A 26,977-nucleotide genomic window follows, 5' to 3' on the forward strand; every position below is an offset into this window, starting at 1 on the left:
GGGCTTAATGAGCCCAGACACTTAACACCGGAATCGCCCGCACCAACCCCATCCGCTCAAGCCCCTCCCTTGTCAAAACACCCTCATACGTATCCGCCGCCCTGCCCCATTGCTCGACGATACCCATGCCATCCACCAACGCCTCGCCCAACCCAATAATCGTATCGGCCAGCTGCTCAACGATTGTTTGAGTCCGTAACCACAGGCGATCCGTAATCTCTTTCAGCTCGGCGGTTACGCGATCAGACGAAGCCGGATCCGTATCGGGGTAGGTGATGTTACGCAGCAAGTGCCGTAACTCCCTGATTTTTGCGTAGTCCTGTTCTGCCCCAAGTTCTCCCCTCAGGATGGCGGCCGCTTTCGGCTTATCGACGCGTTTGCCGGGCGAACGCTTTGAAGCCAATGACTGCGCCATGGCGCCCGCAAAGAGGACCATCATTCGGGCTTGCAGATGCTCCTTCATTGCCTCAATCGTCGTAATTGAACGCGCCAAGGTAATGGAAGCGCCCGCTTGATGCCTCAAGTCCATGGTCACTGTCAGGCTCACATCACCCGTTTCAAACCCCAAGACTCGGGCAACGACGTAGTGACCCATTTCGTGATTGGCAATCTGCACTGCGTGATCCCGGACAGCGGGAGGCATGTTCTTTGTCATTTTGATCACCTCGCATCCCTCGATTTCTCATTCGACTATGACTGACAGCTGGTGTCCATCCTGTCTTCCGCGCGCCGTCTGACGTTCTCAGACATCCGCCGTGCCAGCCGTGCTGTAACATGCCGACTCACTGATTTGTGTTGCTGGAGACGACCCTTGCCTGACACCCGCCCACCCGTTCTTGACGAAATCGACCGCCAACTGATCGCAGCCTTGCAGATCAATGCCCGTGAAAGCGTGGCCATGCTCGCTCGCCAATTGGGCATCGCACGGACCACGGTGACGTCACGTCTGGCACGGCTGGAGAAGGCCAAAGTCATCACCGGTTACGGCGTGCGTTTGGGTCAACGGGTGGTGGATGGTGGATTGCAGGCGTACGTCGGGATCACGGTGCAACCGCGCTCGGGCAAGGAAGTGCTGCGTCGGCTCAGCGCCATGGCCCAGGTGCAGCAGTTGTGTGCGGTGAGTGGCGAATTTGATTATGTCGCGTGGTTGCGCACTGAATCGCCGGAGCAACTGGATCAGTTGCTGGATCAGATTGGCAGTGTCGATGGGGTGGAGAAGACCACGACGTCGATCATCTTGAGCAGCAAGATTGATCGGGGGCAGCCGGTTTAAACGCGGTCCAGGGTGGGAGCGGGCTTGCTCGCGAAAAGGGAGTGTCAGTCGACATCTCTGCTGTCTGGCCCACCGCATTCGCGAGCAAGCCCGCTCCCACACTGGTCAGTGTGTAGCGATTGATCGTCATAGTGATCGAGTAATTGGCAAAACGACGACACATTGCGTCTTATTAACGTGTTCTACGCTCTCTAGAATGGCTGCCATCTTTTCCTATACTCAGATGCGCATTCCGCGTCGGGTCGCCAGTAAGGTCAGTCATGAACAAGAACAATCGCCATCCTGCAGACGGTAAAAAACCAGTCACCATTTTCGGCCCGGACTTTCCTTTCGGCTTTGACGACTGGATCGAACACCCGGCCGGCCTGGGCAGCATTCCAGCACACAATCATGGCGCTGAAGTGGCGATTGTCGGCGCGGGCATCGCCGGCCTGGTGGCCGCCTATGAACTGATGAAACTGGGCCTCAAGCCCGTCGTCTACGAAGCCTCGAAGATGGGCGGTCGTCTGCGTTCCCAAGCGTTCAACGGGACCGATGGCATCGTCGCCGAACTGGGCGGCATGCGCTTTCCGGTGTCGTCCACGGCGTTTTACCACTATGTCGACAAGCTCGGTCTCGAGACCAAACCCTTCCCCAATCCGCTGACGCCTGCCTCTGGCAGTACCGTGATCGACCTGGAAGGCAAAACCCACTACGCACAAAAGCTGGCCGACCTTCCTGCACTGTTCCAGGAAGTGGCTGACGCGTGGGCGGATGCGCTGGAGGCCGGTTCGCAGTTTTCCGATATCCAGCAAGCGATCCGCGACCGCGATGTGCCACGCCTCAAAGAGCTGTGGAACACCCTGGTTCCGCTGTGGGACGACCGCACCTTCTACGACTTTGTCGCCACCTCCGAAGCCTTCGCCAAGCTATCGTTCCATCACCGCGAAGTCTTCGGCCAGGTCGGTTTCGGCACTGGCGGCTGGGACTCAGACTTCCCGAACTCGATGCTGGAAATCTTCCGCGTCGTGATGACCAACTGCGACGATCATCAACATCTGGTCGTCGGCGGCGTCGAACAAGTGCCGCAAGGCATCTGGCGTCATGTGCCGGAACGTTGCGTGCACTGGCCCGAAGGCACCAGCCTCAAGTCGCTGCACAGAGGCGCGCCACGCTCCGGGGTTAAAAAAATCGCTCACGCCCCGGACGGCCGTTTTGCGGTCACCGATAACAACGGCGACACCCGCGAATACGCCGCGGTGCTGACCACCTGCCAGAGCTGGCTGCTGACCACCCAGATCGAATGCGACGAAACCCTGTTCTCGCAAAAGATGTGGATGGCCCTCGACCGCACGCGCTACATGCAGTCATCGAAAACCTTCGTGATGGTCGACCGCCCGTTCTGGAAGGACAAGGATCCGGAAACCGGCCGCGACCTGATGAGCATGACCCTCACCGATCGCCTGACCCGCGGCACCTATCTCTTCGATAACGGCGACGACAAACCAGGCGTTATTTGCCTGTCGTACTCGTGGATGAGCGACGCGCTGAAAATGCTTCCGCACCCGGTGGAAAAGCGCGTGAAACTGGCGCTGGATTCATTGAAAAAGATCTACCCGAAAGTCGACATCGCCGCGCGGATCATCGGCGACCCGATCACCGTGTCGTGGGAAGCCGACCCGCATTTCCTCGGCGCCTTCAAAGGTGCCTTGCCCGGTCACTATCGCTACAACCAGCGCATGTACGCGCACTTCATGCAGGACGACATGCCGGCCGAGCAACGCGGGATTTTCATCGCCGGCGACGACGTTTCGTGGACGCCGGCATGGGTAGAAGGCGCAGTACAGACCTCGCTCAACGCGGTGTGGGGCATCATGAAACACTTCGGCGGTGAAACTCACGCCGAGAACCCGGGTCCAGGTGATGTGTTCAACGAGATCGGTCCGATCGCCCTGCCCGAGTAAGAGGAATCCCAAATGCGCGTAGCCCTTTACCAATGTCCACCGCTGCCCCTTGACGTCGCAGGCAACCTGCAACGCCTGCATCAACTGGCGCTGGAGGCCAAGGGCGCCGACTTGCTGGTGCTGCCGGAGATGTTCCTGACCGGCTACAACATCGGCATCGATGCCGTCAGCGTGCTGGCGGAGGTGCACAACGGTGAGTCGGCGCAGCAGATCGCGCGCATCGCCAAGTCGGCCGGGATTGCCATTTTGTACGGCTACCCCGAGCGCACCGAGGACGGGCAGATCTACAACGCGGTGCAGTTGATCGACGCCAACGGCGAGCGCCTGTGCAACTACCGCAAGACACACCTGTTCGGCGATCTTGATCACTCGATGTTCAGCGCCGGGCAGGATGATTTTCCGTTGGTGGAACTCAATGGCTGGAAGCTCGGCTTTCTGATCTGCTACGACCTCGAGTTCCCGGAAAACGCCCGACGCCTGGCCTTGGCCGGCGCCGAGCTGATCCTGGTGCCGACGGCGAACATGATTCCTTTCGATTTCGTCGCCGATGTCACCGTTCGTTCCCGCGCCTTCGAAAACCAGTGCTATGTGGCGTACGCCAACTACTGCGGGCAGGAAGGCGAGATCAATTACTGCGGCCAGAGCAGCATCGCCGCGCCGGATGGTAGCCGCATCGCCCAGGCTGGCCTGGATGAAGCGCTGATTGTCGGTGAGCTCGATCGTCAGTTGATGGTCGATTCCCGTGCTGCCAATCGTTACTTGATCGATCGCCGTCCCGAGCTTTACGGCGACCTTAACAAGCGCTGATCCACCGTTATCCGCTAGCATTAGCGCTTCTCTGTTCTGGAAGTGCTCATGCCTGCGCTGAATCATCCCCGCCCCCACACCGAAACCCTGGCCAACGGCCTGCGGGTGACGCTGCGTCATGCTCCCGATTTGAAGCGCTGCGCTGCTGCGTTGCGGGTTTTCGCGGGCAGCCACGACGTGCCGCCGGCATGGCCCGGCCTCGCGCATTTTCTTGAGCATTTGTTGTTTCTGGGGACGGAGCGCTTTCCCGCAGGGCAAGGGCTGATGGCCTACGTGCAAAGTCACGGCGGCCAGGTGAATGCGCGCACCAGCGAGCGCACGACCGACTTCTTTTTCGAACTGCCGGCTCAGGCATTTAGCGGTGGGCTGGAGCGTCTGTCAGACATGCTCGCTCATCCGCGTATGAGTCCGGACGATCAGCGGCGGGAACGGGAAGTGCTGCACGCTGAATTTGTCGCATGGTCCCGGGATGCCACGGCTCAGCAGCAGTTCGCGCTGTTCGATGGGCTGTCAGCCGCTCACCCGCTTCGGGCATTTCATGCAGGCAACCGGTACAGCCTGCCGGTGCCGCAGCCGGAGTTTCAGCAAGCGTTGCAGGATTTCTATCAGCGGTTTTATCGGACCGGGCAGATGACGTTGAGCCTGACGGGCCCGCAAAGTCTCGATGAGTTGAGGGCAATGGCTCAGCGCTTTGGCGACCCTATCGCCGTAGGGGAAAAGGTCCAGCAAGAAGCACCTGCAGCGCTGATGGATTCTTCCGACACAAGTTATCAACAGGCTCGCGAACGTCGGCTCGATCTACTGTTCGCGTTCGAAGCGTTGCCAGACTCATCCCGCGAAGCATTAGCATTCCTGTGCCATTGGCTGAACGCGTCGAAACCTGGCGGTCTGTTGGCTGAATTGCGCGAACAAGGGCTGGCGGACAACCTGAAAGCCGCGCCGCTGTATCATTTCGCCGGGCAAGCGTTGCTGCACATTGAATTCAACACCGATAAACCGGGAAGCGCGATCAGCGAGCGGCTCGTGGATTGGCTGGGCTTTTTTGCTTCTCACCCGAGCTGGACCGAGTTGCGCAAAGAATACGCCGCCCTGCTCGACCGTCAGCAACAAGTGAGCGGCGCCCTGCAACGAGCCCGACTGGACAGCGAGCAGCTTGAAGCCGGTTTATCCGAACAAGGCGTCATAGCGCTCAACGACATCCTGAAAAAAATCGGCGCTGTGGATAACTTCAGCGGTGAATGGCAATTGCCGACGCCTAATCCGTTCTTACGGGCTGAAGTCGCTGTGGCCAATGCCGGGCTGATTCGCGGCCAGACCAGCAAACACCGTGGTCTGCGGACGTTCGCCCAGGATCGCTCGCGCAGCCGTCGCGAAAACTCTCCTATGCAGTTCAGTCAGGCGTTGCCGGATAACACTGACGAAGGCGCGATTTATCTGCGGTGGCGACTGCTGGCGAAACCTCACCCTCGTCTTCAATCGAGCCTGGAAAATCGCCTGCAACCCTTGCGCGAAGATGCCCGTCAGGCGGGCGTCGACTTTTCCTTCAGTGCGTCAGGCAATGAATGGCTGCTGAAATTGACTGGCCTGCAGGAGCCAATGCCGACCGTCCTCGAACATGCGCTGAAAGAGCTGACAAAACCCGACGCCGGTTTCCCACAGGAAGAACCGCCTAGCGTGCTGTTGATGCCGATCAGACAGCTGCTGAAGGCGCTGCCCGAGCATTGCCTTGAGCGCACCACTGAGACTGATGACGTGCAGCAGCTGTGGGCGAGTGCGCGCTGGCAGGGTCTGGCGACGGGCCTGTCGGCGCAGACGCAAGCGGCGATGGGCTTGGCGCTGAGCCGCGTGCCCGGTGTTGCGGACGATCAGCCGTCGCCGCCCGCCTCGATAAAATCGCTGCACCTTTGGAGCGTGATCGACACCGGCTCCAGCGAACACGCGTTGTTGCTGTTTTGTCCGACTTCCACGCGAGACATCGCTGACGAAGCCGCGTGGCGTCTGCTCGCGCACCTGTGCCAGATGCCGTTCTATCAGCGTCTGCGGGTTGAGCTGCAATTGGGTTACGCTGTGTTCAGCGGCCTGCGTCAGATTCATGGGCAGACCGGGCTGCTGTTCGGCGTTCAATCACCGAGTGTTGCGCCTCAGGATCTGCTGGAACACATGGAACGCTTCTTGAGCGAAATGCCCACGATGATTGAAGGCATTGATGAAGCGACTTTCATCGTTCAGCGCCAGGCTCTGGCCGATCAATTCCACACCACCGCACTGCCCCACGCACAGGCAGCCGAATTGCTCTGGCAGGGCAAACTGGCCGGCCACTCGTCGGATTATCTGGAGCGTCTGCCCGAAGCGATCCTGATGATCGATCGCAAAACGTTGAAAGCCGCCGCCCAACGACTGAATCAAGCCGAAGGTGGCTGGCGCTGCCTGGCCAGCAGTGCTTGCGCAAAGGCGCCTTGGCAAGTGACAAAATGATCATTACCGACGCTGCAATTAGCTTTCTCAAAGATTCGCGGCCAATCGCTCTGTAATTTTGAGTAACATAGCCACCTAACTATCTGAACATCTCCGGCTGGAGGTGGACTATATGTATAGATCTCAACTGTCCTATCACCTGAAGGAGCGCTTCCATGTCCTGGTCCAAACCCGCTTACACCGACCTGCGTATCGGCTTTGAAGTCACCATGTACTTCGCAAGCCGCTAAGGTCTGCCGTTGTCATGATGTGCAACGCCTCGGTTTACCGGGGCGTTTTTATTTTCAGCGTTGAAATGATGGAGCGTCCATGTTTGTCCAGATTCTAGGTTCCGCCGCCGGCGGCGGTTTCCCCCAGTGGAACTGCAACTGCGTGAACTGCGCCGGTTTTCGCAACGGCAGCCTGAACGCCAAGGCGCGTACCCAGTCGTCCATCGCCATTTCCGATGACGGCGTGAACTGGATCCTGTGTAACGCTTCGCCGGACATCCGTGCCCAACTCCAAAGCTTCTCCCCGATGCAACCGGGCCGCGCCCTGCGTGATACCGGCATCAGCGCGATCATCCTGATGGACAGCCAGATCGACCACACCACCGGCCTGCTCAGCCTGCGCGAAGGTTGCCCGCATCAGGTCTGGTGCACCGACATGGTCCACGAAGACCTGAGCACCGGTTTCCCGCTGTTCAACATGCTCAAGCACTGGAATGGCGGGCTGGACTGGAACCGTATCGAACTCGACCGCAGCTTCACCATCCCGGCCTGCCCGAGCCTGCGCTTCACCCCGCTGCCCCTGCGCAGCGCCGCGCCGCCCTACTCGCCGCACCGCTTCGACCCGCACCCGGGCGACAACATCGGCCTGATCGTCGAAGACCTGAACACCGGCGGCAAGCTGTTCTATGCGCCGGGCCTGGGCAAGGTCGATGCGCCGCTGCTGGAAATCATGGCCGGTAGCGATTGCCTGCTGGTGGACGGCACGATGTGGGATGACGACGAAATGCAGCGCCGTGGCGTCGGCACCCGCACCGGACGGGAAATGGGTCATCTGGCGCAAAACGGCCCCGGCGGCATGATTGAAGTGCTGGAGCAGTTACCCAAGCAGCGCAAGGTGCTTATCCACATCAACAACACCAACCCGATTCTTGATGAGGATTCGCCGGAGCGGGCCGAGCTGGTTCGGCGCAAGGTTGAAGTGGCCTATGACGGCATGAGTATTGTGTTGTAGGGCATCGAGACCGCTGCGCGGTCTATCGCCAGCAGGCTGGCTCCCACAGGGGAATGCGATCAACTGTGGGAGCCAGCCTGCTGGCGATGAGGCCGGACCAGACACAACAGAAACCACCGGTTGTTCCCGGAGAACCGCAATGACTGACACCCCAATGTCCCCAACCGAATTCGAAGCGGCCCTGCGCGCCAAGGGCGCCTATTACCACATCTATCACCCCTATCATGTGGCGATGTATGAAGGTCGGGCGACCCGCGAGCAGATCCAGGGTTGGGTCGCCAACCGCTTCTACTATCAGGTGAACATCCCCCTGAAGGACGCCGCCATCCTCGCCAACTGTCCGGACCGCGAGATCCGTCGCGAGTGGATTCAGCGCTTGCTGGACCATGACGGCGCCCCCGGCGAAGACGGCGGCATCGAAGCCTGGCTGCGTCTGGGCCAGGCCGTCGGCCTCGACCCGGATCAGCTGCGCTCGCAGGAACTGGTATTGCCCGGCGTGCGTTTCGCCGTGGACGCCTACGTCAACTTCACCCGCCGGGCCAGTTGGCAGGAAGCCGCCAGTAGCTCGCTGACCGAGTTGTTCGCGCCGCAGATCCACCAATCGCGCCTGGACAGCTGGCCGCAGCATTACCCGTGGATCGACCCGACCGGTTACGAGTATTTCCGCACACGCCTCGGCCAGGCGCGCCGGGATGTCGAGCATGGTCTGGCCATCACGTTGCAGCACTACACGACGCGGGAAGGCCAGGAGCGCATGCTAGAAATTCTCCAGTTCAAACTGGACATCCTTTGGAGCATGCTCGATGCCATGAGCATGGCCTACGAATTGAACCGCCCGCCGTATCACAGCGTGACCGACCAGCGGGTCTGGCATAAAGGAATCACCTTATGAGTTTCGATCGCAGCAAGATCCCGACCTGGCGTCAGGGCTACCGCTACCAGTACGAACCAGCGCAGAAAGGCCACGTGCTGCTCTACCCCGAAGGCATGATCAAACTCAATGAAAGCGCCGCGCTGATCGGCGGTTTGATCGATGGCCAGCGTAATGTCGCGGCGATCATCGCCGAACTGGATGCGCAGTTCCCCGGCGTGCCCGAGCTCGCTGAGGACATCGAGCAGTTCATGGAGGTTGCCCGTGTTCAGCACTGGATCGAACTTGCCTGATTCCGTGTCAGACAAGTTACCGCCCAAACCCGAAATCGGCCTGCCGCTGTGGTTGCTGGCCGAGCTGACCTATCGCTGCCCGCTGCAATGCCCGTACTGCTCCAATCCGCTGGATTTTGCCGAGCAAGGCAAAGAACTGAGCACCGAACAGTGGATCAAAGTGTTCAGCGAAGCGCGGGAGATGGGTGCAGCGCAACTGGGCTTCTCCGGCGGTGAGCCGCTGGTGCGTCAAGACCTCGCCGAGCTGATCACCGAGGCGCGCAAGCTGGGCTTCTACACCAACCTGATCACCTCCGGCATTGGTCTGACCGAGCAGAAAATCAGCGACTTCAAGAAGGCGGGTCTGGACCACATCCAGATCAGTTTCCAGGCCAGCGACGAGCAAGTGAATAACTTGCTGGCCGGTTCGAAAAAGGCCTTTGCACAGAAACTGGAAATGGCTCGCGCGGTAAAAGCCCATGGCTATCCGATGGTGCTGAACTTCGTGACCCATCGGCACAACATCGACAAGATCGACCGGATCATCGAGCTGTGCATCGCCCTTGAGGCCGACTTCGTCGAACTCGCGACGTGCCAGTTTTACGGCTGGGCGCAGCTCAATCGGGTCGGCCTGCTGCCGACCCGGGAACAGCTGGTCCGCGCCGAACGCATCACCAACGAATACCGCGCCAAGCTGGAAGCCGAAGGGCATCCTTGCAAGCTGATTTTCGTCACGCCGGACTACTACGAAGAACGCCCGAAAGCCTGTATGAACGGCTGGGGAAGCATCTTTCTGACCGTCACGCCGGACGGAACCGCTCTACCCTGTCACGGTGCCCGACAGATGCCGGTGCAATTTCCCAATGTGCGCGACCACAGCATGCAGCACATCTGGTACGACTCGTTCGGCTTCAACCGCTTTCGCGGTTACGAGTGGATGCCCGAACCGTGCCGCTCCTGCGACGAGAAAGAAAAAGACTTCGGCGGCTGCCGCTGCCAGGCGTTCATGCTCACGGGTGACGCGAGCAACGCCGACCCGGTGTGCAGCAAGTCGGAACATCATGGCGTGATTCTCAAGGCCCGCGAAGAAGCCGAACACGCGACCCAGACCATCGAGCAACTGGCCTTTCGCAATGAACGAAATTCACGCCTCATCGCTAAAAGCTGAACCCTTCAGCGCCTCCCGGGCCGTCGCGGCCGGTATCGACTTCGCCGAGCTGCTGGTCGGCAAACATGGCCTGTTCTGGAACGAATACCGACCCGAGGATGCCGCCTGCAGGATCTGGCATTGGCGCAACGGCCAGGCCCGTTGCCTGACGCCAGCGGGTTTCAGCGTGCGCAGTCGGGTGTACGAATACGGCGGTGGCGCGTTTTGTCTGACCGATGACGGGATTGTTTTCGTCAACGAGGCGGACCAACAGCTTTATCGACAATCGCTGGCGGGCGAGACGCCTGAGGTGCTGACCTCTGGGGAATGCCGTTACGGCGATCTGCAGTTTGCCAATGGCCAGGTGCTCGCGGTTGAAGAGAACCGTGACCGCCATCGTCTGGTGGCGATTGATGTAGCTGACGGCCAGCGCCATCTGCTGGCCGAGGGCGCCGACTTCTATGCTGCGCCGACATTGAGTCCTGACTCGCAACGATTGGCATGGATCGAATGGAGCTGCCCGGATCAGCCATGGACCGCAACTCGGCTGATGGTTGCCGAACGTCAGAACGATGGGCGCTTTACTCAACCGCGTTGCGTGGCGGGCGAAGGTGTTCAGGAGTCGCTGCAACAACCTCGTTTCGACAGCGGCGGCCGTCTGTTTTGCCTGACAGATCGCGCCGGCTACTGGCAGCCTTGGGTGGAATCCTCAGAAGGACTGAGCCCGTTGCCGAGTGCCGCTGCCGATCATGGCCCGGCGCCTTGGCAGCTGGGTGGCAGCACCTGGTTGCCGCTGGGCGAACGCCGTTACCTGGCCAGTTGGACCGAAGGCGGGTTTGGCAAATTGGCGCTTTGTAGTGACACCGTGGAAGACTTCACCGGTGATTACAGCCGCTTTCGTCACCTCGCACTGGATGAGCAATTCATCTACTGCATCGCGGCATCGCCGGTGAGTTCGTCGGCGGTCGTTGCCATCGACCGCGATACCCGACAGGTCAAGGTATTGGCTGGCGGGATTGCACCGCTGCCCGCCGAGCACATCAGCGTCCCGCAAACCTTGCGCTACCCGAGCGGTTCGGACGAGGCGCATGGCTTCTTCTATCCGGCGATGACCGGCGAAGCGAAACCGCCGCTGGTGGTGTTCATCCACGGCGGCCCGACCTCGGCCTGCTATCCGATGCTTGATCCCCGTATTCAGTACTGGGCGCAACGCGGTTTCGCCGTAGCCGATCTCAACTACCGCGGCAGCAGTGGTTATGGCCGGGCGTATCGCCAGGCCTTGCATTTGAGTTGGGGCGACGTGGACGTTGAAGATGCCTGCGCAGTCGTCGCTCATCTTGCCGAACGAGGAATGATCGACGGCGACAAGGCATTTATCCGTGGTGGCAGTGCCGGCGGTTACACCACCCTTTGTGCGTTGGCCTTTAACAATGTTTTCCGCGCGGGTGCCAGCCTTTACGGTGTCAGCGATCCCGTTGCACTGAGCCGTGCAACCCATAAGTTCGAAGGCGATTATCTGGATTGGCTGATCGGCGATCCGGTAGAGGATGCCGAACGCTACGCCGCACGCACGCCGCTGCTGCATGCGAGCAACATCAGTGTTCCGGTGATTTTCTTTCAGGGGGAACTGGACGCCGTCGTGGTGCCGCAACAGACCCGTGACATGGTCACGGCGCTACAGGACAACGGTATTCTGGTTGACGCGCATTACTACGCGGACGAACGTCATGGCTTTCGCAAGGCGGGGAACCAGGCCCATGCACTGGAGCAGGAATGGTTGTTTTATCGGCGGGTGATGGAGTTGGCGGACTGAGTTTCTGCGATCCGCGCGGAAATTGCGGCGCCTCATTCGCGAGCAAGCCCACACATTGGATTTGTAAACGACGCAAATCCCCTGTGGGAGCGAGCCTGCTCGCGATGCTATCTGTCAAACGCTGCAGAACTTAACGCTTGGCGATGATGTACACCGCGTGCACGATCCCCGGAATGTAGCCGCACAACGTCAGCAGGATATTCAGCCAGAACGCGCCGGCGAAACCGACTTGCAGAAACACACCCAGTGGTGGCAACAGAATGGCAATGATGATGCGAATGAAATCCATGGGGCAGCTCCTGATTTGAAGTGGGCTTGTAAAAGCCCTACAGCTAATCGACCTGCGCCGTTCGTCAGGGTTCAGCGCGGTTCTTCACGCAAGTATTTCCAGACCATGCTTCTGAACAATGCTCAGCAGCTTGAGCGCCATGCCACTGGGATGCTTGTCACCCGCCTCCCATTTTTTAACCGTCGAAGCACTGGTGTTTAGATAACGCGCAAATACTGGCTGGCTTACGTTGTTGCGCTCACGCAGGGCTTTGATTTGCTCAGCAGGGATCGCGTCTGGAACCGTCGCAAGACATGACTCATCGAATTCGCGCATGGTTGCCTTGCTGATTGCACCAATGGCAAACAAGGCACTAGCCGACTCGTGGATCGATTCCGATATTTCACTTTTGAATTTTTTACCCATGAGGTATCTCCACGAATTCCTTCATATCCAGCAAGCGCTGGATTTCCATCTCGGTCAGCCCTGCGTATGACTTGGCTAACTCTCGCAAGTCGGCCAATTGGCCCAAACTGATATTGCTCTGGTCTTTCTTGGCATACAGAAACTGATAAACCCAGTAGCGGCCACCCTTGGCCAGAACAATCGACCGATGGCGGTTGGCATTCAAACGTTTTTTCCAGACCCCACCGCCAAGATTGTCCGCTTTGCCATCGAGCATTTCAGTGAACGCCTCCCGAAGTTCCTCGTCACCGACCCAAGCCTTACTGGCCAGCATCGCAAAACGCTTTGTCTTGAATAACCTTAGTGACATCGGTATCCCTTCCAAAAACATACCACTCAGTGGTATAGATTTCAAAACCAGTTCTTCAACAAAGTTGATTCCTTGGTAGCGGCACTCCTTGCCGGCTCGCTCTAAAAAGCCACTGATTGGGAAGTCGCTCAGCGCTCATTGCTTTTGGCAAAACGCAGAGACAAAAAAACGCCCCACGCAAAAAGAATCAAACGTGGGGCGATGCGTTATTACCGCGAGACGGTTCTGGAATTCGTGCGGGAAAAGTCTGATCAGACCGCAATCCCTCTGCGGCACTGCAGTTGTGCGGTGCGTACGCGAGAAAAGGCGCGGGACAGGCGCAGGAGCATTTCGTCGATGTTGGCTTTGCTGACGGTGAGGGCCGGGGTGAAGCGCAGGCAATCGGGTTGCGGGGCGTCGAGCAACAAGCCTTCGTACAACGCTGACTTGACTACGGCATCCGCCGAATCATCGGACAGAGTCAGCCCCCAGAGCAGCCCTTGCCCGCGCAGTTCACCGTGACCGTAGCGATGGGATAACCGACTCAGTCCTTCGCGCAGGTGCTGACCGGTTTCGCCCACATGATCGAGAAAACCCTTGTCCTGGATCGTGTTGAACACGGCAAGACCGGCCGCCGTCATCAGCGCATTGCCATGGTGAGTTCCGCTCAGTTCGCCCACCTCGAAACAGCAGGCGTTACCTCGCGCCAACATCGCGGCCAGTGGTACACCGCCGCCAAGCCCTTTGCCGAGGACGACGATATCGGCTCGAACGCCAAAGGACTGTTCGGCTAGCAAGGTGCCGCAGCGACCGATGCCGGTTTGCACTTCGTCGAGGATCAACAGAATGCCCAGGTCTCGGCACAGCCGTTCGACGCCCTTGAGGTAATTCTCGGTGGCCGGAATCACCCCGGCTTCGTTCTGGATCGGTTCGAGCAGGATTGCCACGGTCCGAGCATCGACCGCCGCGTGCATCGCCGCAAGATCATTGAAGGGAACGTGGTGGAAGTCCGACACGGAAATTGTCCCGAGACTACGGCCATGGCAGCCGTTACTCGCAACGATGATCCGTGAAGCCCCGCCGCGATGCCGCTGACCCCATTTACGTGCCCGTTGAATCGCTGCATCACAGGCTTCCCTGCCACTGTTAAGCAGGTACGCCTGATCACTGCCGGTGCTAGCGCAGAGCCGCTCGGCAAGGTTAAGCATGCCGCGGTTATGCAGGGCAAAACCCGGATTGATCAGTAACTGAGCCTGTTCCGAGATCGCGTTGACCAGCACCGAAGGGCTGTGGCCGAGGCTATTGGCGCCGCCACCTTGCGAGAAATCCAGATAAGCGCGGTCATCGCTGTCCCACAACCATGAGCCTTGGCCGCGAACGAAAATCTGTTTCGGCCGCTCGACACTGGGTATCAGGCACTCGCTGGAAAGGTTGTCGCGTCTGGAAGACTGGAAAGTGTCCACGACCAAGTCATCGAGACTCGGGGGATTGCGACGCAAGCTAAATAAATTCATTGGTTCAAACCTCGCTTGAGGTTTTTTGCCTTACCTATGTAAACACCATCGACGTAAACGGTATTCATCGTGCGTTCCGGCCCTGTAAGCCTTGTGAATACGGTTAGACTAGGCTCAGGCACGGCGTTGAGCCATTTCGATTTCCCAGCATTTTCGATAAGCGCACCTTATGGATTTCAAGCAACTGCGTTATTTCGTCGCGGTCTACGAGGAAGGCCACGTGGGCCGGGCGGCCGAGCGACTGTCAATCTCCCAACCGGCACTGTCGCAACAGATCCGCCAACTCGAACAGAACCTCGATGTGAGCCTGTTCGAACGCAGCAGCAAGCGCCTGCTGCCTACCCTCGCCGCCCACACTTTGTACAACCATGCCGTGCCATTGCTTGATGGGCTGCAACGGGCGCGCGAAGCCTTGGGCAACTTCAAGGGCCAGGCGTTACGCACTCTGGCTATCGGCGTGTTGCAGACGGTTCACACCAGCCTGGTGCCGCAGATGCTCGAACGCGTGCGCAAGGCGCAGCCGCATCTGGTGGTGCAGATCTATGAGCTGACGGGGCTGGAAATCGAACGGCGGCTGCTCAATGGTTCGCTCGACATCGGCATCAGCTACCTGCCACCCCGTCAGCCGGGTTTACATGGCGTCATGCTGTACGAAGATGAACTGACCCTGGTCATCCCGGCGGACCACCCCCTGCGCGAATTCAAGAAAGTCTCGATGAGCCAGGCCGCCGAGTTACCCATGCTGTTGCTGGGAGAAGAGTTCCAGGTACGGCAGATCTGGCAGACACAACTGGCCAATCTGGGACGACGCCCGCAGGTGCAGGCAGAACTGAACAACATGGCGGGGATTCTCGACAGTCTGCCCCACACCCGCCTGGCCACCGTCCTGCCCGGGCGCTCGCAAAAGGCGCTCGGCAATAACGAACTGCTGTGGAAACCGCTGACCGAACCGCGAGTGCCGCTAAAAGTCGGATTGGTGTGTCGGGATGTGCAGCGGCAACAAGCCTCGCTGGCCTTGTTACGCACGCTGTTGGAGGAAGTGATGAACCGGCCGGACGACCGCTTGAACAGCCCGACTGCGCCCCACGGGCTGAGCTGAATACTTTTCTCGAGGCAAAAGAAAACCCCGCCGAAACGGGGCTTTGCAGACTGTTTCCCTGACATCCATTTCACTCCGCCGTCCTGGCAGAATCCTACGTGTCCGTGTTGTTGCTTTGCGCTTCCTGCGCGACGTCCATGTGAAGTAGATTAGCTCTGGATCCAATCTTCGCCTATGGGAGAACAGCAGCACGTCATGTAAGAGAATGCTTACATGACGCCACTGGCGTCAGAACTGTGCAGCGTCCAGCAGAAACAGCGACTCGCTCCCCGCCTTCACCGACGCGCTCAACGAATGAATACGCGGCAACAGACGGGCGAAATAGAACCGCGCCGTGCCCAACTTGCTCGCGTAGAAATCATCCTGCGCTTCTTTGCCCAGGGCTGCCTTGGCCATGAGCGCCCACATGTAGGCGTACGCCACGTAACCGAAAGTTTGCAAGTACTCGACCGACGCCGCGCCGATTTCGTTCGGGTTGTTTTTTGCCCGGTCCAGCAACCACGAGGTCAGTTCATCGAGTGTGGTCACGGCATCGTTGAGAGGCTTGGTGAACTCTGCCAAGTCAGCGCTGGCACTGGCGGTGAAGTGACGGATTTCGTCCGCAAACAGGTTGTAGAACGCTCCGCCGGTGCCGACGATCTTGCGTCCTACCAGGTCCAGCGCCTGAATACCGTTGGTGCCTTCGTAGATCTGGGTGATGCGCACATCACGAACCAGTTGCTCCTGGCCCCACTCACGGATGTAACCGTGGCCGCCGAACACTTGCTGGCCGTGAACGGTGGTCTCCAGACCGAGGTCGGTGAGGAACGCCTTGGCCACCGGGGTCAGCAAAGCGACCAGATCTTCCGCACGTTTGCGGGTGGTCGCGTCTTCGCTGAACTTGGCGGTGTCCAGTTGCATGGCCACGTAAGTGGAGAAGGCACGACCGCCTTCGTTTGAGGCTTTCATGGTCAGCAGCATGCGACGCACGTCTGGGTGGACGATGATCGGGTCAGCGACCTTGTCCTTGTTCTGCGCGCCGGTCGGCGAACGGCTTTGCAGACGGTCGCGGGCGTATTCGACGGCGTTCTGGTACGAGCGCTCGCCGGTGGCCAGGCCCTGGATACCGACGCCCAGACGCTCGTAGTTCATCATGGTGAACATCGCCGCCAGGCCTTTGTTCGGCTCGCCGACCAGGTAACCCACGGCTTCGTCGAAGTTCATCACGCAGGTCGCGGAGGCCTGGATGCCCATCTTGTGTTCGATCGAACCGCAGTTCGCCGGGTTGCGCGCGCCCAGGCTGCCATCGGCGTTGACCATGAACTTCGGCACAAGGAACAGCGAGATGCCTTTCGGCCCCGCCGGTGCGTCCGGCAGTTTGGCCAGCACCAGGTGGATGATGTTTTCGGTCAGGTCGTGTTCGCCACCGGTGATGAAAATCTTGGTGCCGCTGACTTTGTAGGAACCGTCGGCCTGAGGCTCGGCCTTGGTGCGGATGATCCCAAGGTCGGTACCGGCGTGCGGCTCGGTCAGGCACATGGAACCGGCCCAGACCCCGGCGTACATGTTCGGCAGGTACGCGGCTTTCAGCTCTTCGCTGGCGTGGGCGTTGATCGACAGGCAGGCACCGGCAGTCAGCATCGGGTACAGACCGAAGGACAGGCTGGCGGAGTTGACCATTTCTTCGACTTGCGCCGAAACGGCCTTGGGCATGCCCATGCCGCCGTAGGTCGGATCGCCACCGACACCGACCCAGCCGCCTTCGGCGTAAGTCTGATAAGCCTGTGGGAAACCGGCCGGCGTGGTGACGGCACCGTCCGCCCAATGGCAACCTTCTTCGTCCGCCGCACGGCTCAGCGGGGCAATGCTTTTGCTGGTGACCTTGCCGGCTTCTTCGAGAATGGCTTCGACGGTTTCCGCATCGACGGTCTCGGCCAGCGCCGGCAGCTCGGCCCAGAGTTTGGCGACCTCGAAGACTTCATTGAGGACGAAGCGCATATCGCGCAGGGGCGCTTTGTAGTCAGCCATGGCAAACCTCGCAAGATCTAAACAGGTGATTCGTGGGAATGGTGTTTTCGTTGGGTCCGAGTGTAACCCAACAACTTTTGCGACACATAGGGTCAGCCAGTGACCGTTTTGTAATGTTTAGTCACTGACCATTCAGTCATGAAAAAGCCCGCAAACGAGGCGGGCTTCTTTGTGTCTGGTTTTACAAAGACTAAAGCGCAAACAACTCCGCCGGCAGCTTCATCAGGCAATCGCTGCCCGCTTCGATGGCCGCCCGATGAGCGGCGGTGCGGGGCAGCAAACGCTTGAAGTAAAACTCGCTGGTTGCCAGTTTGCCCCGGCAGTAGTCGACATCGCCGATGCCCGCGTCAAGTTGTGCCTGAGCCACCAGCGCCATGCGCAGCCACAAATAGCCGAGGATGATGTAACCGCTGTACATCAGGTAATCCACCGACGCAGCACCGACTTCGTCCGGATTCTTCATCGCGGCCATGCCGACCTGGGTGGTCAACTCGCCCCATTGCTGATTCAGGCCATTGAGTTGCGCCACATAGCTGGCCAGTTGTGGATGCTCGGCATTCGCCGCACAGAACTTATGGACGATTTTGGTGAAGCCACGCAGGAGTTTGCCCTGGCTGCCCAGCACTTTGCGCCCGAGCAGATCCAGCGCCTGAATGCCGTTAGTGCCTTCGTAGATCGGCGCGATCCGGCAGTCACGAACCAGCTGCTCCATACCCCATTCACGGATGAACCCGTGGCCGCCAAACACTTGCATACCGTGGTTGGTCACTTCCAGCCCGGTATCGGTCATGAAGGCTTTGCAGATCGGTGTGAGGAATGCCAACAGGTCTTCGGCGTCCTGGCGCGCCGTTTCATCCGGGCTCAGATGCGCCGCGTCCAGCAACTGCGCGGTGAAATAGGTCAGGGCGCGGTTGCCTTCGTTGAAGGCTTTCATGGTCAGCAACATCCGGCGCACGTCGGGATGAACGATGATCGGATCGGCGGCTTTTTCCGGTGCTTTGGGACCGGTGAGCGAGCGCATTTGCAGGCGATCGTTGGCGTACTTGATAGCACCCTGAAAGCTCGCCTCACCCAGACACAGACCCTGCATGCCGGTGCCGAGCCGCGCGTGGTTCATCATGGTGAACATGCAGTTCAAGCCCTTGTTCGGCTCGCCGATCAGGAAGCCCTTGGCCTCGTCGAAGTTCAGCACGCAGGTGGCCGAGGCCTTGATGCCCATTTTGTGTTCGATCGAGCCGCAGGAAACGCCGTTGCGCTCGCCGGCTTCACCCTCGGCATTGGGTAGGAATTTGGGAACGATGAACAGGGAAATGCCCTTGGTGCCTGCCGGAGCGTCCGGCAGTTTCGCCAACACCAGATGAATGATGTTGTCGCTCATGTCGTGTTCGCCGGCCGAGATAAAGATCTTGCTGCCGGAAACCGCATAGCTGCCGTCGGCGGAAGGGACGGCGCGGGTTTTGATGATGCCCAGGTCAGTACCGCAATGGGCCTCGGTCAGGCACATGGTGCCGGTCCATTGGCCGGCCGTCAGTTTGCTCAGGTAGGTGTTTTTCTGCTCGTCGGTGCCGTGGGCATGGATGGCCGACATTGCACCGTGGGTCAGGCCGGGGTACATGCCCCAGGAGGTATTGCTGGAGCCAACCATTTCACTAATGACCAGGCCCAGGGAGCTTGGCAAACCCTGGCCGCCATACGCCGGATCAGCCGCCAGACCATGCCAGCCGCCTTCCACGTATTGTGCGAAAGCCTGCTTGAAACCTGTAGGCGTTGTCACCACGCCATTGTCGAAATGGCAGCCTTCTTCGTCGCCGCTGCGATTCAGCGGCGCCAGAACGTTCTCACAGAACTTCGCACCTTCTTCGAGGATCGCATTGACCATGTCCGGGCTGGCGTCGGTGGCACCCAGCGCGGCGTAGTTGGTGTGGAAGTCGAAGACGTGGTCGATCAGAAAGCGCATGTCGCGCAGGGGAGCTTTGTATTCGGGCATGGTCATTTCTCCGTCAGCAGATCCCTCAAACCTACTGCCGCCCACCTTGCCTCACAATCACAGTCCAGACGCTGAATGCGCCATCATCACTCAACCCGCAGCGGCGTCCATGCGCACCGCGCCACGGCGAGTCTGACCGAAGGCCACCACACAATTCCGCCCGGCGCCCTTGGCGCTGTAAAGCGCTTCGTCAGCGGACTTGAGCACTTTTTCGGGGGTTCGTTGCTCCACGCGTTCGGCGACACCGATGCTGACGGTGACCGACACACTTGAAGCGCCGGAGCCCGCGCGACGCTGACGCCCCTGTTGGTCGTCCTGCGGGCGGGCGTCTTGGTTGCGCAGTTGAATGTTGTAAGTGGCGATGGACTCGCGGATGACTTCCAGGTGCGGCATGCACTCTTCGAGGGTCTTGCCCGCGAACACCAGGGCAAATTCCTCACCGCCGTAGCGATACGCCCTACCGCCTCCGCCGATTTTCGACAGTTTGCTGGCGACCAGTCGCAGCACTTGGTCGCCGACATCGTGACCGTGGGTGTCGTTGAATTTCTTGAAGTGATCGACGTCGCTCATGGCCAGCACGTAATTGCGCCCCAACCGCTGCATCCGCTCGTTCAAGGCGCGACGACCCGGCAGGCCGGTGAGCTCGTCGCGGAAGGCCATTTGATACGCCTCGTGAGCGACCGCTGCGGCAATCATCAACATCACCTGGCTGCACATGATGTTCAGGGTGAACGGCAGGATGAAGGTTTTCGGCAGCGCCCAGAACAACCCGAGCAAACCCACCAGCTGTGCGGCGTGCAAGGGTCTCGGGTTACGCCAGTATTGCCAGCTCAGCAGCAGGAACGAGGCGATGAATACGGGATAGGACAGCTGAATCAGGCTCATCCAGGCGCCGTGCAGCGCTGGCCAGCGGATTTCCGAAAGCCACATCAGCAAGGCCTGGGGATAACTTTGCTCCAGCCCGAGCGCGACACTGCCGACGGCCAGCAACACTGCGAAACGCGCCACCATGTCCTGAAACAGATGAGTGCGTTCCTGCCAGGCTGCGAACACGCCGAACAACAGCGGCAGCAACAGGCAACACAGATGGAAAATCACTGCTGCGTCATCACGAACCTTGCCGTGGTCGCGGTAATAGTCGGTCTGGGTATCGAGCAGGAAGTAGGCGATGTACACCGTGACCATCAGAAACAGCTCACGCTGCCTTCGGTAAACCGCGCAGTACGCACCGCCGAGCAACAGCACCAGGGTTGGCAGCACGTTGAACAGCGAAGTGAAGAAGACGTTGAGATCCTTGATGTAAGCGGCCGCAAGCCCCGCAAGTAAAAGCAGTATCGACGGTAGGAAATGGCTGAGACGTACAGCGGAAGAACGCGGCAAGGGTAAAGCTCCGACCGTCATGACAATAGATGGCATTGTGCCCACCTACTGTAACGGCAGACATGTCGACTTACTGAGTCAATTGTCGGGTTTTTTTAGCGTGTGTGTCAGTGGCCGTAGACCGGGTGGGCAGTGCCTCGATCCCATCAACAATCGCGGGCGACTGCTTTTACTTTTCCCAAGAACAAAAAAGCCGCTACCCCCGAAGGGATAGCGGCTTTGTGAAGAACAGCGTTAAGGCTTAGTAGCCCAGCGCGAAGTCCTCTTCTTTCATGTCCATCAAGTTGTTGGCACCCGACAGCATGGTTGCAACGTGAGTGCGGGTACGCGGCAGGATGCGCTGGAAGTAGAAGCGCGCAGTCTGCAGCTTGGCGGTGTAGAACGCCTCTTCGGAAGTGCCGGCAGCCAGCTTCTCTGCAGCCAGACGCGCCATGTCAGCCCAGAAGTAGGCCAGGCAGGCGTAACCGGAGTACATCAGGTAGTCCACCGAGGCCGCGCCGACTTCTTCGCGATCTTTCATGGCGGCCATACCGACCTTCATGGTCAGCTCACCCCACTCTTTGTTCAGCGCAGCCAATGGCTCGACGAACTCTTTGACCGCTTCGTTGCCTTCGTTGGTCTGGCAGAACCTGTGGACGATCTTGGTGAAGCCTTTCAGGGCTTCGCCTTGAGTCATCAGCACTTTACGGCCCAGCAGGTCGAGCGCCTGGATACCGGTGGTGCCTTCGTACAGCATCGAAATGCGGCTGTCGCGAACGTTCTGCTCCATGCCCCACTCGGCGATGAAGCCGTGGCCGCCGTAGATTTGCACGCCGTGGTTGGCGGATTCGAAGCCGACTTCAGTCATGAAGGCTTTGGCGATTGGAGTCATGAAGGCCAGCAGTGCGTCGGCTTTCTTCTTCTCTTCTTCGTCTACGCCGTATTTGACGATGTCGACTTGCTTGGCGGTGAAGTAAACCATTGCGCGGTTGCCTTCGGCGAACGCTTTCATGGTCAACAGCATGCGACGCACGTCAGGGTGAACGATGATCGGGTCAGCGGCTTTTTCCGGCGCTTTCGGGCCAGTCAGCGAACGCATTTGCAGGCGATCGCGAGCGTATTTCAGGCCGCCCTGGAAGCCGATCTCGGCGTGGGCCAGACCTTGCAGCGCGGTACCCAGACGTGCGGTGTTCATGAAGGTGAACATGCAGTTCAGGCCTTTGTTCGCCGGGCCGATCAGGTAACCGGTGGCCGAATCGAAGTTCATCACGCAGGTGGCGTTACCGTGGATGCCCATTTTGTGTTCCAGGGAACCACAGGTCACAGCGTTGCGCGCGCCGATCGAGCCGTCAGCGTTCGGCATGAACTTCGGCACGATGAACAGCGAAATGCCTTTGGTGCCAGCCGGTGCATCCGGCAGACGTGCCAGCACGATGTGGACGATGTTGTCGGCCATGTCGTGTTCGCCGGCCGAGATGAAGATCTTGGTGCCGGAAACTTTGTAGGAACCGTCGGCCTGAGGCTCGGCCTTGGTGCGCAGCATGCCCAGGTCGGTGCCGCAGTGCGGTTCGGTCAGGCACATGGTGCCGGTCCATTCGCCGGACACCAGTTTAGTCAGGTAAGCCTCTTGCTGCTCAGGCGTACCGTGCTCGGAAATGGTGTTCATCGCGCCGTGCGACAGGCCTGGGTACATGCCCCACGACCAGTTGGCTTCGCCAACCATTTCGCTGACCGCCAGACCCAGAGACTCCGGCAGGCCTTGGCCGCCGTGCTCTACGTCGTGGGCCAGGCTTGGCCAGCCGCCTTCAACGAATTGCTTGTAGGCTTCTTTGAAGCCGGTCGGGGTTTTAACGCCGGACTCGCTCCAGGTGCAGCCTTCGGTGTCACCCACGCGGTTCAGCGGAGCCAGTACCTGCTCACAAAACTTGGCGCCTTCTTCGAGAATGGCGCTAACCATGTCAGGAGTTGCGTCTGCACAAGCCGGAAGGCTCTGATAGTGCGCTTCGTAGCCGAGCAGTTCGTCACGAACGAAGCGAATATCACGCAAGGGGGCCTTGTAGTCAGGCATAGCGATAAACCTCTGCTGATGTAACCGGGAATGAACGACCGTGTTGATTTGTTGTGACGGTCAAACAGTTGTTTGAAACATACGTTTACGACCAAATCTTGTCAAGCGCCGATCTTTTGCCGTTCGTCATCACGCCACGCAAATGCCGGACACGCGGCCGCGCTGCCGCCGTTGACAACGCAACAGGCCTTGCAGGAAAGATTAGTTGAGGGAGAAGGACTTACGCACAAAAATGCCGCGAATAATCGCGGCGTTTTAGTGATGCGGATTCAGCGAGGGATCAAGCGAAAGTATCGATCAACGTGCCAAGCACTTCATCGGAAGCCTTGGCGGCTTTGGCACCCGCCTCAACCTGAAACTTGCCCTGGGCCATCTCGACCATGTTGCTGGCCAGGTCAGATTGCTGACTGCGGTCTACCGAACGCAGGCGATCGATCTGGACCTCGGAAGACTGGCTGATCACCGAGCGCTCGATGGTGCTGCTGGCGATCTGGCTGGAAGCCTGATCGACACGGTTCTGCCCTGTCTGAATAGTGCTCAGACCGGCATAAAAAGCGGTGTTTCCTGAGATTTCCATAGGGGAACTCGTCCTACAAAGGATCAATGGCGGCCATTGAAACAGACCCGATGGCAAAAGGCCCGACAAAAACACTAATGGCACAGTGCCTTGTCATAGGCAAAATCTCAATCCAGCAGATCCAGTTGCAGATGTTCCGCCACCGCTTCTGCCGTGACTGATTTGAGTTTTGGCACTCGTCCAAGACAAGGCGCGGGAATACGCTCGGCGAGGGTCGCGAGGTTCTCTTCCAGACGCGAGGTTTTCGGATCGATGATATTGGCCACCCATCCCGCCAGCTGCAAACCGTCCTGAGCAATCGCCTCGGCTGTCAGCAGTGCATGATTGATGCAACCCAGGCGCACGCCGACCACCAGGATCACCGGTAGGCCCAGCGCCATCGCCAGATCCGACAGATTGTCCTGATCCGCCAGCGGCACGCGCCAGCCGCCGGCGCCTTCGATCAAGGTGAAATCCGCCTGCATGTCGAGAATGTCGAGCATCGGCGTCAACAATGATTGCACCGTCAGCGCCACGCCCGCCTCCCGTGCAGCCAGGTGCGGAGCGATCGGCGGTTCGAACGCCACCGGATTGACCTGTGCATAAGTCAAAGGCAACGAGCACTCGGCCAACAGCGCCAGCGCATCGGAATTACGCAACCCCTTGGGCGTCACATCACAGCCGGAGGCGACCGGCTTGCCCGCCGCCGTGCTCATGCCTGCCGACCGCGCGGCATGCAACAAGCCTGCAGCAATGGTGGTCTTGCCGACATCAGTGTCGGTGCCGGTGATGAAATAGGCAGCGCTCATACGGGTTTCTCCAACACGGCGTAGACCACCTGATAAGTCGCTGGCAATCCTTCGGCCTGACGAAACTGCTCATAAGCCTCGATCAATCCTAGGATTCGCGCGCGACCGGTCAAACCACCTGGCCGACCGGGATTCAAGTTGTGCGCGCCCAGTGCCTTGAGTTCATGCGTCAGGCTGCGCACATCCGGGTAATGCAACACATGCGCACGGGTTTGCAGGCCGACGACCTTCAAGCCACTGGACGCGCACAAATGTTGATAAACCCCCAACTCGCGGAAGCGATTGACGTGCACCATGCCATCCACCTGCCGCCAGCTGTCACGCAACTCAAACAACGTTCCTACGCAAAGACTAGCAAACGCGAAAATCCCACCCGGTTTCAGGGCCCGATACGCCTCACTGAGCACCGATTCGAAATCCGCACACCACTGCACCGCCAGGCTCGAGAAGATCAGATCACAGGTCGAATCCTGCAGCGGCAAGTGCTCGGCATCACCGGCGATGAAATGCGTGGCGCCGCCCAGTGGCCGGGCGTGGTTGAGCATGCCTTCGGCGATGTCCATTGCCAGTCCGTGACCGGCAGGAAAGCGCTCGCCCAATGCCCGGCTGAAATGCCCGGTGCCGCATCCCAGATCCAGCCAGACACCCGGTACAAAATCATCCGGCAAACGGCTCAACAACTGGCTGCCGACATCGCGCTGCAGTTCAGCCACGCTGTCGTAGCTCGCCGCCGCGCGGGAAAAGGAGGCCGCTACCTGGCGCTTGTCGGGCAAGCCGCCGGGCAGATTGGGAAGGGATAAATCAGTCATCACCGGACTCGTGCAAAAAGGCCTGGATCGCCCCCGCCACACCGTGGGGATCTTCCAGAAGAAATGCATGGCTGGCCTGTTCAATCAGACCGATTTCGACGTCCGGCAGCAAGGCCAACAAATCACCCGCCGCTTCCGCCGGAACCAGACCGTCGAGGCCGGCGAACAAATGCAGTTGTGGACCGCGAAATGCCTGCAACGCTTGACGGGTATCCAGTTGGGCGAGCACTTCCAGTCCGCTCATCAGCACCGCTTCTGAGGTATGCGGCGCCCCACCGAGCAACAACCGCGACAGCCCGCGAGGATCTTCCGAGCCTTGGGCGCAAAGGAGTGAAAAGCGCTTCAACGTCATCCGCGGGTCGGCTTTGCAACCGGCGAGAAACGCATCGAAGGTTTCGCCAGGCATCGCACTCGGCCACTGCTCATGGGCGACAAAAGAAGGATTGCTCGCCAAGGTCAGCAAGCCGCAGCAACGATCACCCCGACGCGCCGCCAGCTCAGACGCAAGCATGCCGCCGAGGGACCAGCCACCGAGCCAGGCGTCTTGCGGGATCGTCGAATCCAGCTCATCGAGCCACTCTTCAAGCTCGCTCGATTCCAGTTCCGGCAACGGCTCGATCTCGACCCGCAGATGCTCATCCAGCCCCTGCAACGCGGCTGCCAACGGTTCCAGCGGTGAAATTCCGAGGCCCCAACCTGGCAGCAGAATCAGTCGATCACGCATGGTTTGGCTCCGGTCCAAGTTGTTGGAAACAATCGGCCAGTCCATTCAACAATAGCTGCACCTGCGCCTCGCTGTGGGCGGCGGTCAGGGTCACGCGCAGACGGGCGCTGCCGGCAGGCACGGTGGGCGGTCGAATCGCCGTGACCATCAGCCCGCGCTCGCGCAGCATCTGCGACAGTCGCATCGCACGCCCGGCATCGCCGATCATGATCGGCTGGATCGGCGTGAAGCTGTCCATCAACTCAAGGCCGATCTGCTCGGCGCCATGACGGAACTGGCGGATCAAGACTTTCAGATGCTCGCGACGCCAATGTTCAGTGCGCAGCAGCTCGAGGCTTTTGAGCGTCGCACAGGCCAGGGCCGGCGGTTGGCTGGTGGTGTAGATGTAGGGGCGGGAAAACTGGATCAGGCTTTCGATCAGCTCTTCGCTGCCGGCCACAAAGGCACCCGCGGTGCCGAACGCTTTGCCAAGGGTGCCGACCAATACCGGCACGTCTTCCTGGCTCAGACCGAAATGCTCGACGATCCCGCCGCCGTTGGCGCCCAGCGGACCGAAGCCATGGGCGTCATCGACCATCAGCCACGCGCCTTTGGCCTTGGCTTCACGGGCCAGCGCCGGCAAGTCCGCGATATCGCCGTCCATGCTGAACACGCCGTCGGTGACCACCAGCGTATTGCCGGTCGCCTTCTCCAGACGCTTGGCCAGACTCGCCGCGTCGTTGTGCAGATAACGATTGAAACGCGCGCCGGACAACAATCCAGCATCCAGCAACGATGCGTGATTGAGTCGGTCTTCCAGAACCGTATCGCCCTGCCCGATCAACGCGGTGACCGCGCCAAGGTTGGCCATGTAACCGGTGGTGAACAGCAGCGCACGCGGGCGACCCGTCAGATCCGCCAACGCTTCCTCCAGCTCATGGTGTGGCGTGCTGTGGCCGATGACCAGGTGCGACGCCCCGCCACCGACGCCCCAACGGGCCGCACCGGCGCGCCAGGCTTCGATCACTTGCGGGTGATTGGCGAGGCCCAGATAGTCGTTGTTGCAGAACGCCAGCAACGGCTGACCGTCGACCACCACTTCCGGGCCTTGAGGGCTTTCGAGCAGCGGGCGCTGGCGATAAAGGTTTTCGGCACGACGGGCAGCAAGGCGTGCGGCGAGATCGAAAGACATGCAGGCCTCGAGGATCAGTATGGGTTTTCA

The 26,977-nt window shown here is 59.6% G+C and carries 25 protein-coding genes; 11 read left to right on the top strand and 14 right to left on the bottom strand.

All coding sequences use genetic code 11. The features are described 5' to 3' along the window. Positions 1-4 precede the first annotated feature (4 nt). Positions 5-655 carry a peptidase M41 gene (locus ACA060_RS26450; RefSeq protein WP_497314094.1) on the bottom strand — a complete coding sequence of 217 codons (651 nt, stop codon included), beginning with the start codon at positions 653-655 and terminating at the stop codon, positions 5-7. Between the two features lie 156 nt (positions 656-811). On the opposite strand from ACA060_RS26450, the gene ACA060_RS26455 reads away from it, so the two are divergent. The 10 genes from ACA060_RS26455 (at position 812) to ACA060_RS26500 (ending at position 11,822) form a co-directional block, all read left to right on the top strand. Beyond that, on the top strand, positions 812-1,273 hold the full coding sequence (locus ACA060_RS26455; RefSeq protein WP_109635345.1) for an Lrp/AsnC family transcriptional regulator: 462 nt from the start codon (positions 812-814) through the stop codon (positions 1,271-1,273). Positions 1,274-1,533: 260 nt separating this feature from the next. Beyond that, complete coding sequence (locus ACA060_RS26460; RefSeq protein WP_109635346.1) at positions 1,534-3,216, top strand: flavin monoamine oxidase family protein; 1,683 nt, start codon at positions 1,534-1,536, stop codon at positions 3,214-3,216. Positions 3,217-3,228: 12 nt separating this feature from the next. Then, positions 3,229-4,023: a carbon-nitrogen hydrolase family protein gene (locus ACA060_RS26465; protein WP_497314096.1), complete on the top strand. Its 795-nt coding sequence runs from the start codon at positions 3,229-3,231 to the stop codon at positions 4,021-4,023. 48 nt (positions 4,024-4,071) lie between these two features. Further along, a complete protein-coding gene (gene pqqF, locus ACA060_RS26470) occupies positions 4,072-6,498 on the top strand; it encodes a pyrroloquinoline quinone biosynthesis protein PqqF (RefSeq protein WP_497314098.1) in 2,427 nt (808 codons plus the stop codon). 155 nt (positions 6,499-6,653) lie between these two features. Continuing rightward, on the top strand, positions 6,654-6,728 hold the full coding sequence (gene pqqA / locus ACA060_RS26475) for a pyrroloquinoline quinone precursor peptide PqqA (protein WP_009045898.1): 75 nt from the start codon (positions 6,654-6,656) through the stop codon (positions 6,726-6,728). Positions 6,729-6,807: 79 nt separating this feature from the next. Beyond that, positions 6,808-7,719, top strand: coding sequence for a pyrroloquinoline quinone biosynthesis protein PqqB (gene pqqB / locus ACA060_RS26480; protein WP_497314100.1), 912 nt, complete (start codon positions 6,808-6,810; stop codon positions 7,717-7,719). A 139-nt stretch (positions 7,720-7,858) separates the two neighbouring features. Next, positions 7,859-8,611 (top strand): pyrroloquinoline-quinone synthase PqqC, encoded by a 753-nt coding sequence (pqqC, locus tag ACA060_RS26485; protein WP_497314102.1) that lies wholly within the window; start codon positions 7,859-7,861, stop codon positions 8,609-8,611. Next, positions 8,608-8,883 carry a pyrroloquinoline quinone biosynthesis peptide chaperone PqqD gene (pqqD, locus tag ACA060_RS26490; protein ID WP_497314104.1) on the top strand — a complete coding sequence of 92 codons (276 nt, stop codon included), beginning with the start codon at positions 8,608-8,610 and terminating at the stop codon, positions 8,881-8,883. The genes pqqC and pqqD overlap by 4 nt, the downstream gene beginning before the upstream one ends. A 4-nt stretch (positions 8,884-8,887) precedes the next feature. After that, on the top strand, positions 8,888-10,030 hold the full coding sequence (pqqE, locus tag ACA060_RS26495; protein WP_497318354.1) for a pyrroloquinoline quinone biosynthesis protein PqqE: 1,143 nt from the start codon (positions 8,888-8,890) through the stop codon (positions 10,028-10,030). Continuing rightward, complete coding sequence (locus ACA060_RS26500; RefSeq protein WP_497314105.1) at positions 9,996-11,822, top strand: alpha/beta hydrolase family protein; 1,827 nt, start codon at positions 9,996-9,998, stop codon at positions 11,820-11,822. The genes pqqE and ACA060_RS26500 overlap by 35 nt, the downstream gene beginning before the upstream one ends. Positions 11,823-11,952: 130 nt before the next feature. Here ACA060_RS26500 and ACA060_RS26505 read toward each other — a convergent pair whose 3' ends face one another. The 4 genes from ACA060_RS26505 to ACA060_RS26520 all read right to left on the bottom strand — a co-directional run bounded on the left by ACA060_RS26505 (position 11,953) and on the right by ACA060_RS26520 (position 14,358). Then, positions 11,953-12,111 (bottom strand): YqaE/Pmp3 family membrane protein, encoded by a 159-nt coding sequence (locus ACA060_RS26505; protein WP_007904205.1) that lies wholly within the window; start codon positions 12,109-12,111, stop codon positions 11,953-11,955. Between the two features lie 84 nt (positions 12,112-12,195). Continuing rightward, complete coding sequence (locus ACA060_RS26510) at positions 12,196-12,516, bottom strand: helix-turn-helix domain-containing protein (protein ID WP_497314107.1); 321 nt, start codon at positions 12,514-12,516, stop codon at positions 12,196-12,198. Beyond that, a complete protein-coding gene (locus ACA060_RS26515) occupies positions 12,509-12,865 on the bottom strand; it encodes a type II toxin-antitoxin system RelE/ParE family toxin (RefSeq protein ID WP_497318356.1) in 357 nt (118 codons plus the stop codon). The genes ACA060_RS26510 and ACA060_RS26515 overlap by 8 nt, the downstream gene beginning before the upstream one ends. A gap of 251 nt (positions 12,866-13,116) precedes the next feature. Next, entirely contained in the window at positions 13,117-14,358 is a 1,242-nt protein-coding gene (locus ACA060_RS26520; RefSeq protein WP_497314109.1) for an aspartate aminotransferase family protein, read from the bottom strand. Between the two features lie 169 nt (positions 14,359-14,527). Between ACA060_RS26520 and ACA060_RS26525 the strand changes: the two genes are divergently transcribed. After that, a complete protein-coding gene (locus ACA060_RS26525; RefSeq protein ID WP_109635359.1) occupies positions 14,528-15,457 on the top strand; it encodes a LysR family transcriptional regulator in 930 nt (309 codons plus the stop codon). Positions 15,458-15,685: 228 nt separating this feature from the next. On the opposite strand, the gene ACA060_RS26530 is transcribed toward ACA060_RS26525, so the two are convergent. The 9 genes from ACA060_RS26530 to bioF form a co-directional block, all read right to left on the bottom strand. Continuing rightward, complete coding sequence (locus tag ACA060_RS26530; protein ID WP_109635361.1) at positions 15,686-17,464, bottom strand: acyl-CoA dehydrogenase C-terminal domain-containing protein; 1,779 nt, start codon at positions 17,462-17,464, stop codon at positions 15,686-15,688. A 190-nt stretch (positions 17,465-17,654) separates the two neighbouring features. Beyond that, on the bottom strand, positions 17,655-19,451 hold the full coding sequence (locus tag ACA060_RS26535; protein WP_497314111.1) for an acyl-CoA dehydrogenase C-terminal domain-containing protein: 1,797 nt from the start codon (positions 19,449-19,451) through the stop codon (positions 17,655-17,657). 90 nt (positions 19,452-19,541) lie between these two features. Further along, positions 19,542-20,831 carry a GGDEF domain-containing protein gene (locus ACA060_RS26540; protein WP_109635364.1) on the bottom strand — a complete coding sequence of 430 codons (1,290 nt, stop codon included), beginning with the start codon at positions 20,829-20,831 and terminating at the stop codon, positions 19,542-19,544. A gap of 241 nt (positions 20,832-21,072) precedes the next feature. Further along, a complete protein-coding gene (locus ACA060_RS26545; protein ID WP_497314113.1) occupies positions 21,073-22,878 on the bottom strand; it encodes a phenylacyl-CoA dehydrogenase in 1,806 nt (601 codons plus the stop codon). Between the two features lie 280 nt (positions 22,879-23,158). After that, positions 23,159-23,455 carry a pyrroloquinoline quinone biosynthesis protein PqqE gene (locus ACA060_RS26550; protein WP_497314114.1) on the bottom strand — a complete coding sequence of 99 codons (297 nt, stop codon included), beginning with the start codon at positions 23,453-23,455 and terminating at the stop codon, positions 23,159-23,161. Positions 23,456-23,562: 107 nt separating this feature from the next. Further along, positions 23,563-24,243, bottom strand: coding sequence for a dethiobiotin synthase (gene bioD / locus ACA060_RS26555; protein WP_497314116.1), 681 nt, complete (start codon positions 24,241-24,243; stop codon positions 23,563-23,565). After that, positions 24,240-25,052: a malonyl-ACP O-methyltransferase BioC gene (gene bioC / locus ACA060_RS26560; protein ID WP_109635372.1), complete on the bottom strand. Its 813-nt coding sequence runs from the start codon at positions 25,050-25,052 to the stop codon at positions 24,240-24,242. Before bioC ends, bioD begins: the two co-directional genes overlap by 4 nt. Beyond that, a complete protein-coding gene (locus ACA060_RS26565) occupies positions 25,045-25,776 on the bottom strand; it encodes an alpha/beta fold hydrolase (RefSeq protein WP_497314118.1) in 732 nt (243 codons plus the stop codon). Before ACA060_RS26565 ends, bioC begins: the two co-directional genes overlap by 8 nt. Then, the gene (gene bioF / locus ACA060_RS26570; RefSeq protein ID WP_497314120.1) at positions 25,769-26,947 is read right to left on the bottom strand and encodes an 8-amino-7-oxononanoate synthase; all 1,179 of its coding nucleotides are present in this window, start codon (positions 26,945-26,947) and stop codon (positions 25,769-25,771) included. Before bioF ends, ACA060_RS26565 begins: the two co-directional genes overlap by 8 nt. Between the last annotated feature and the right edge of the window lie 30 nt (positions 26,948-26,977).

The organism is Pseudomonas sp. LBUM1671, from assembly GCF_059695685.1.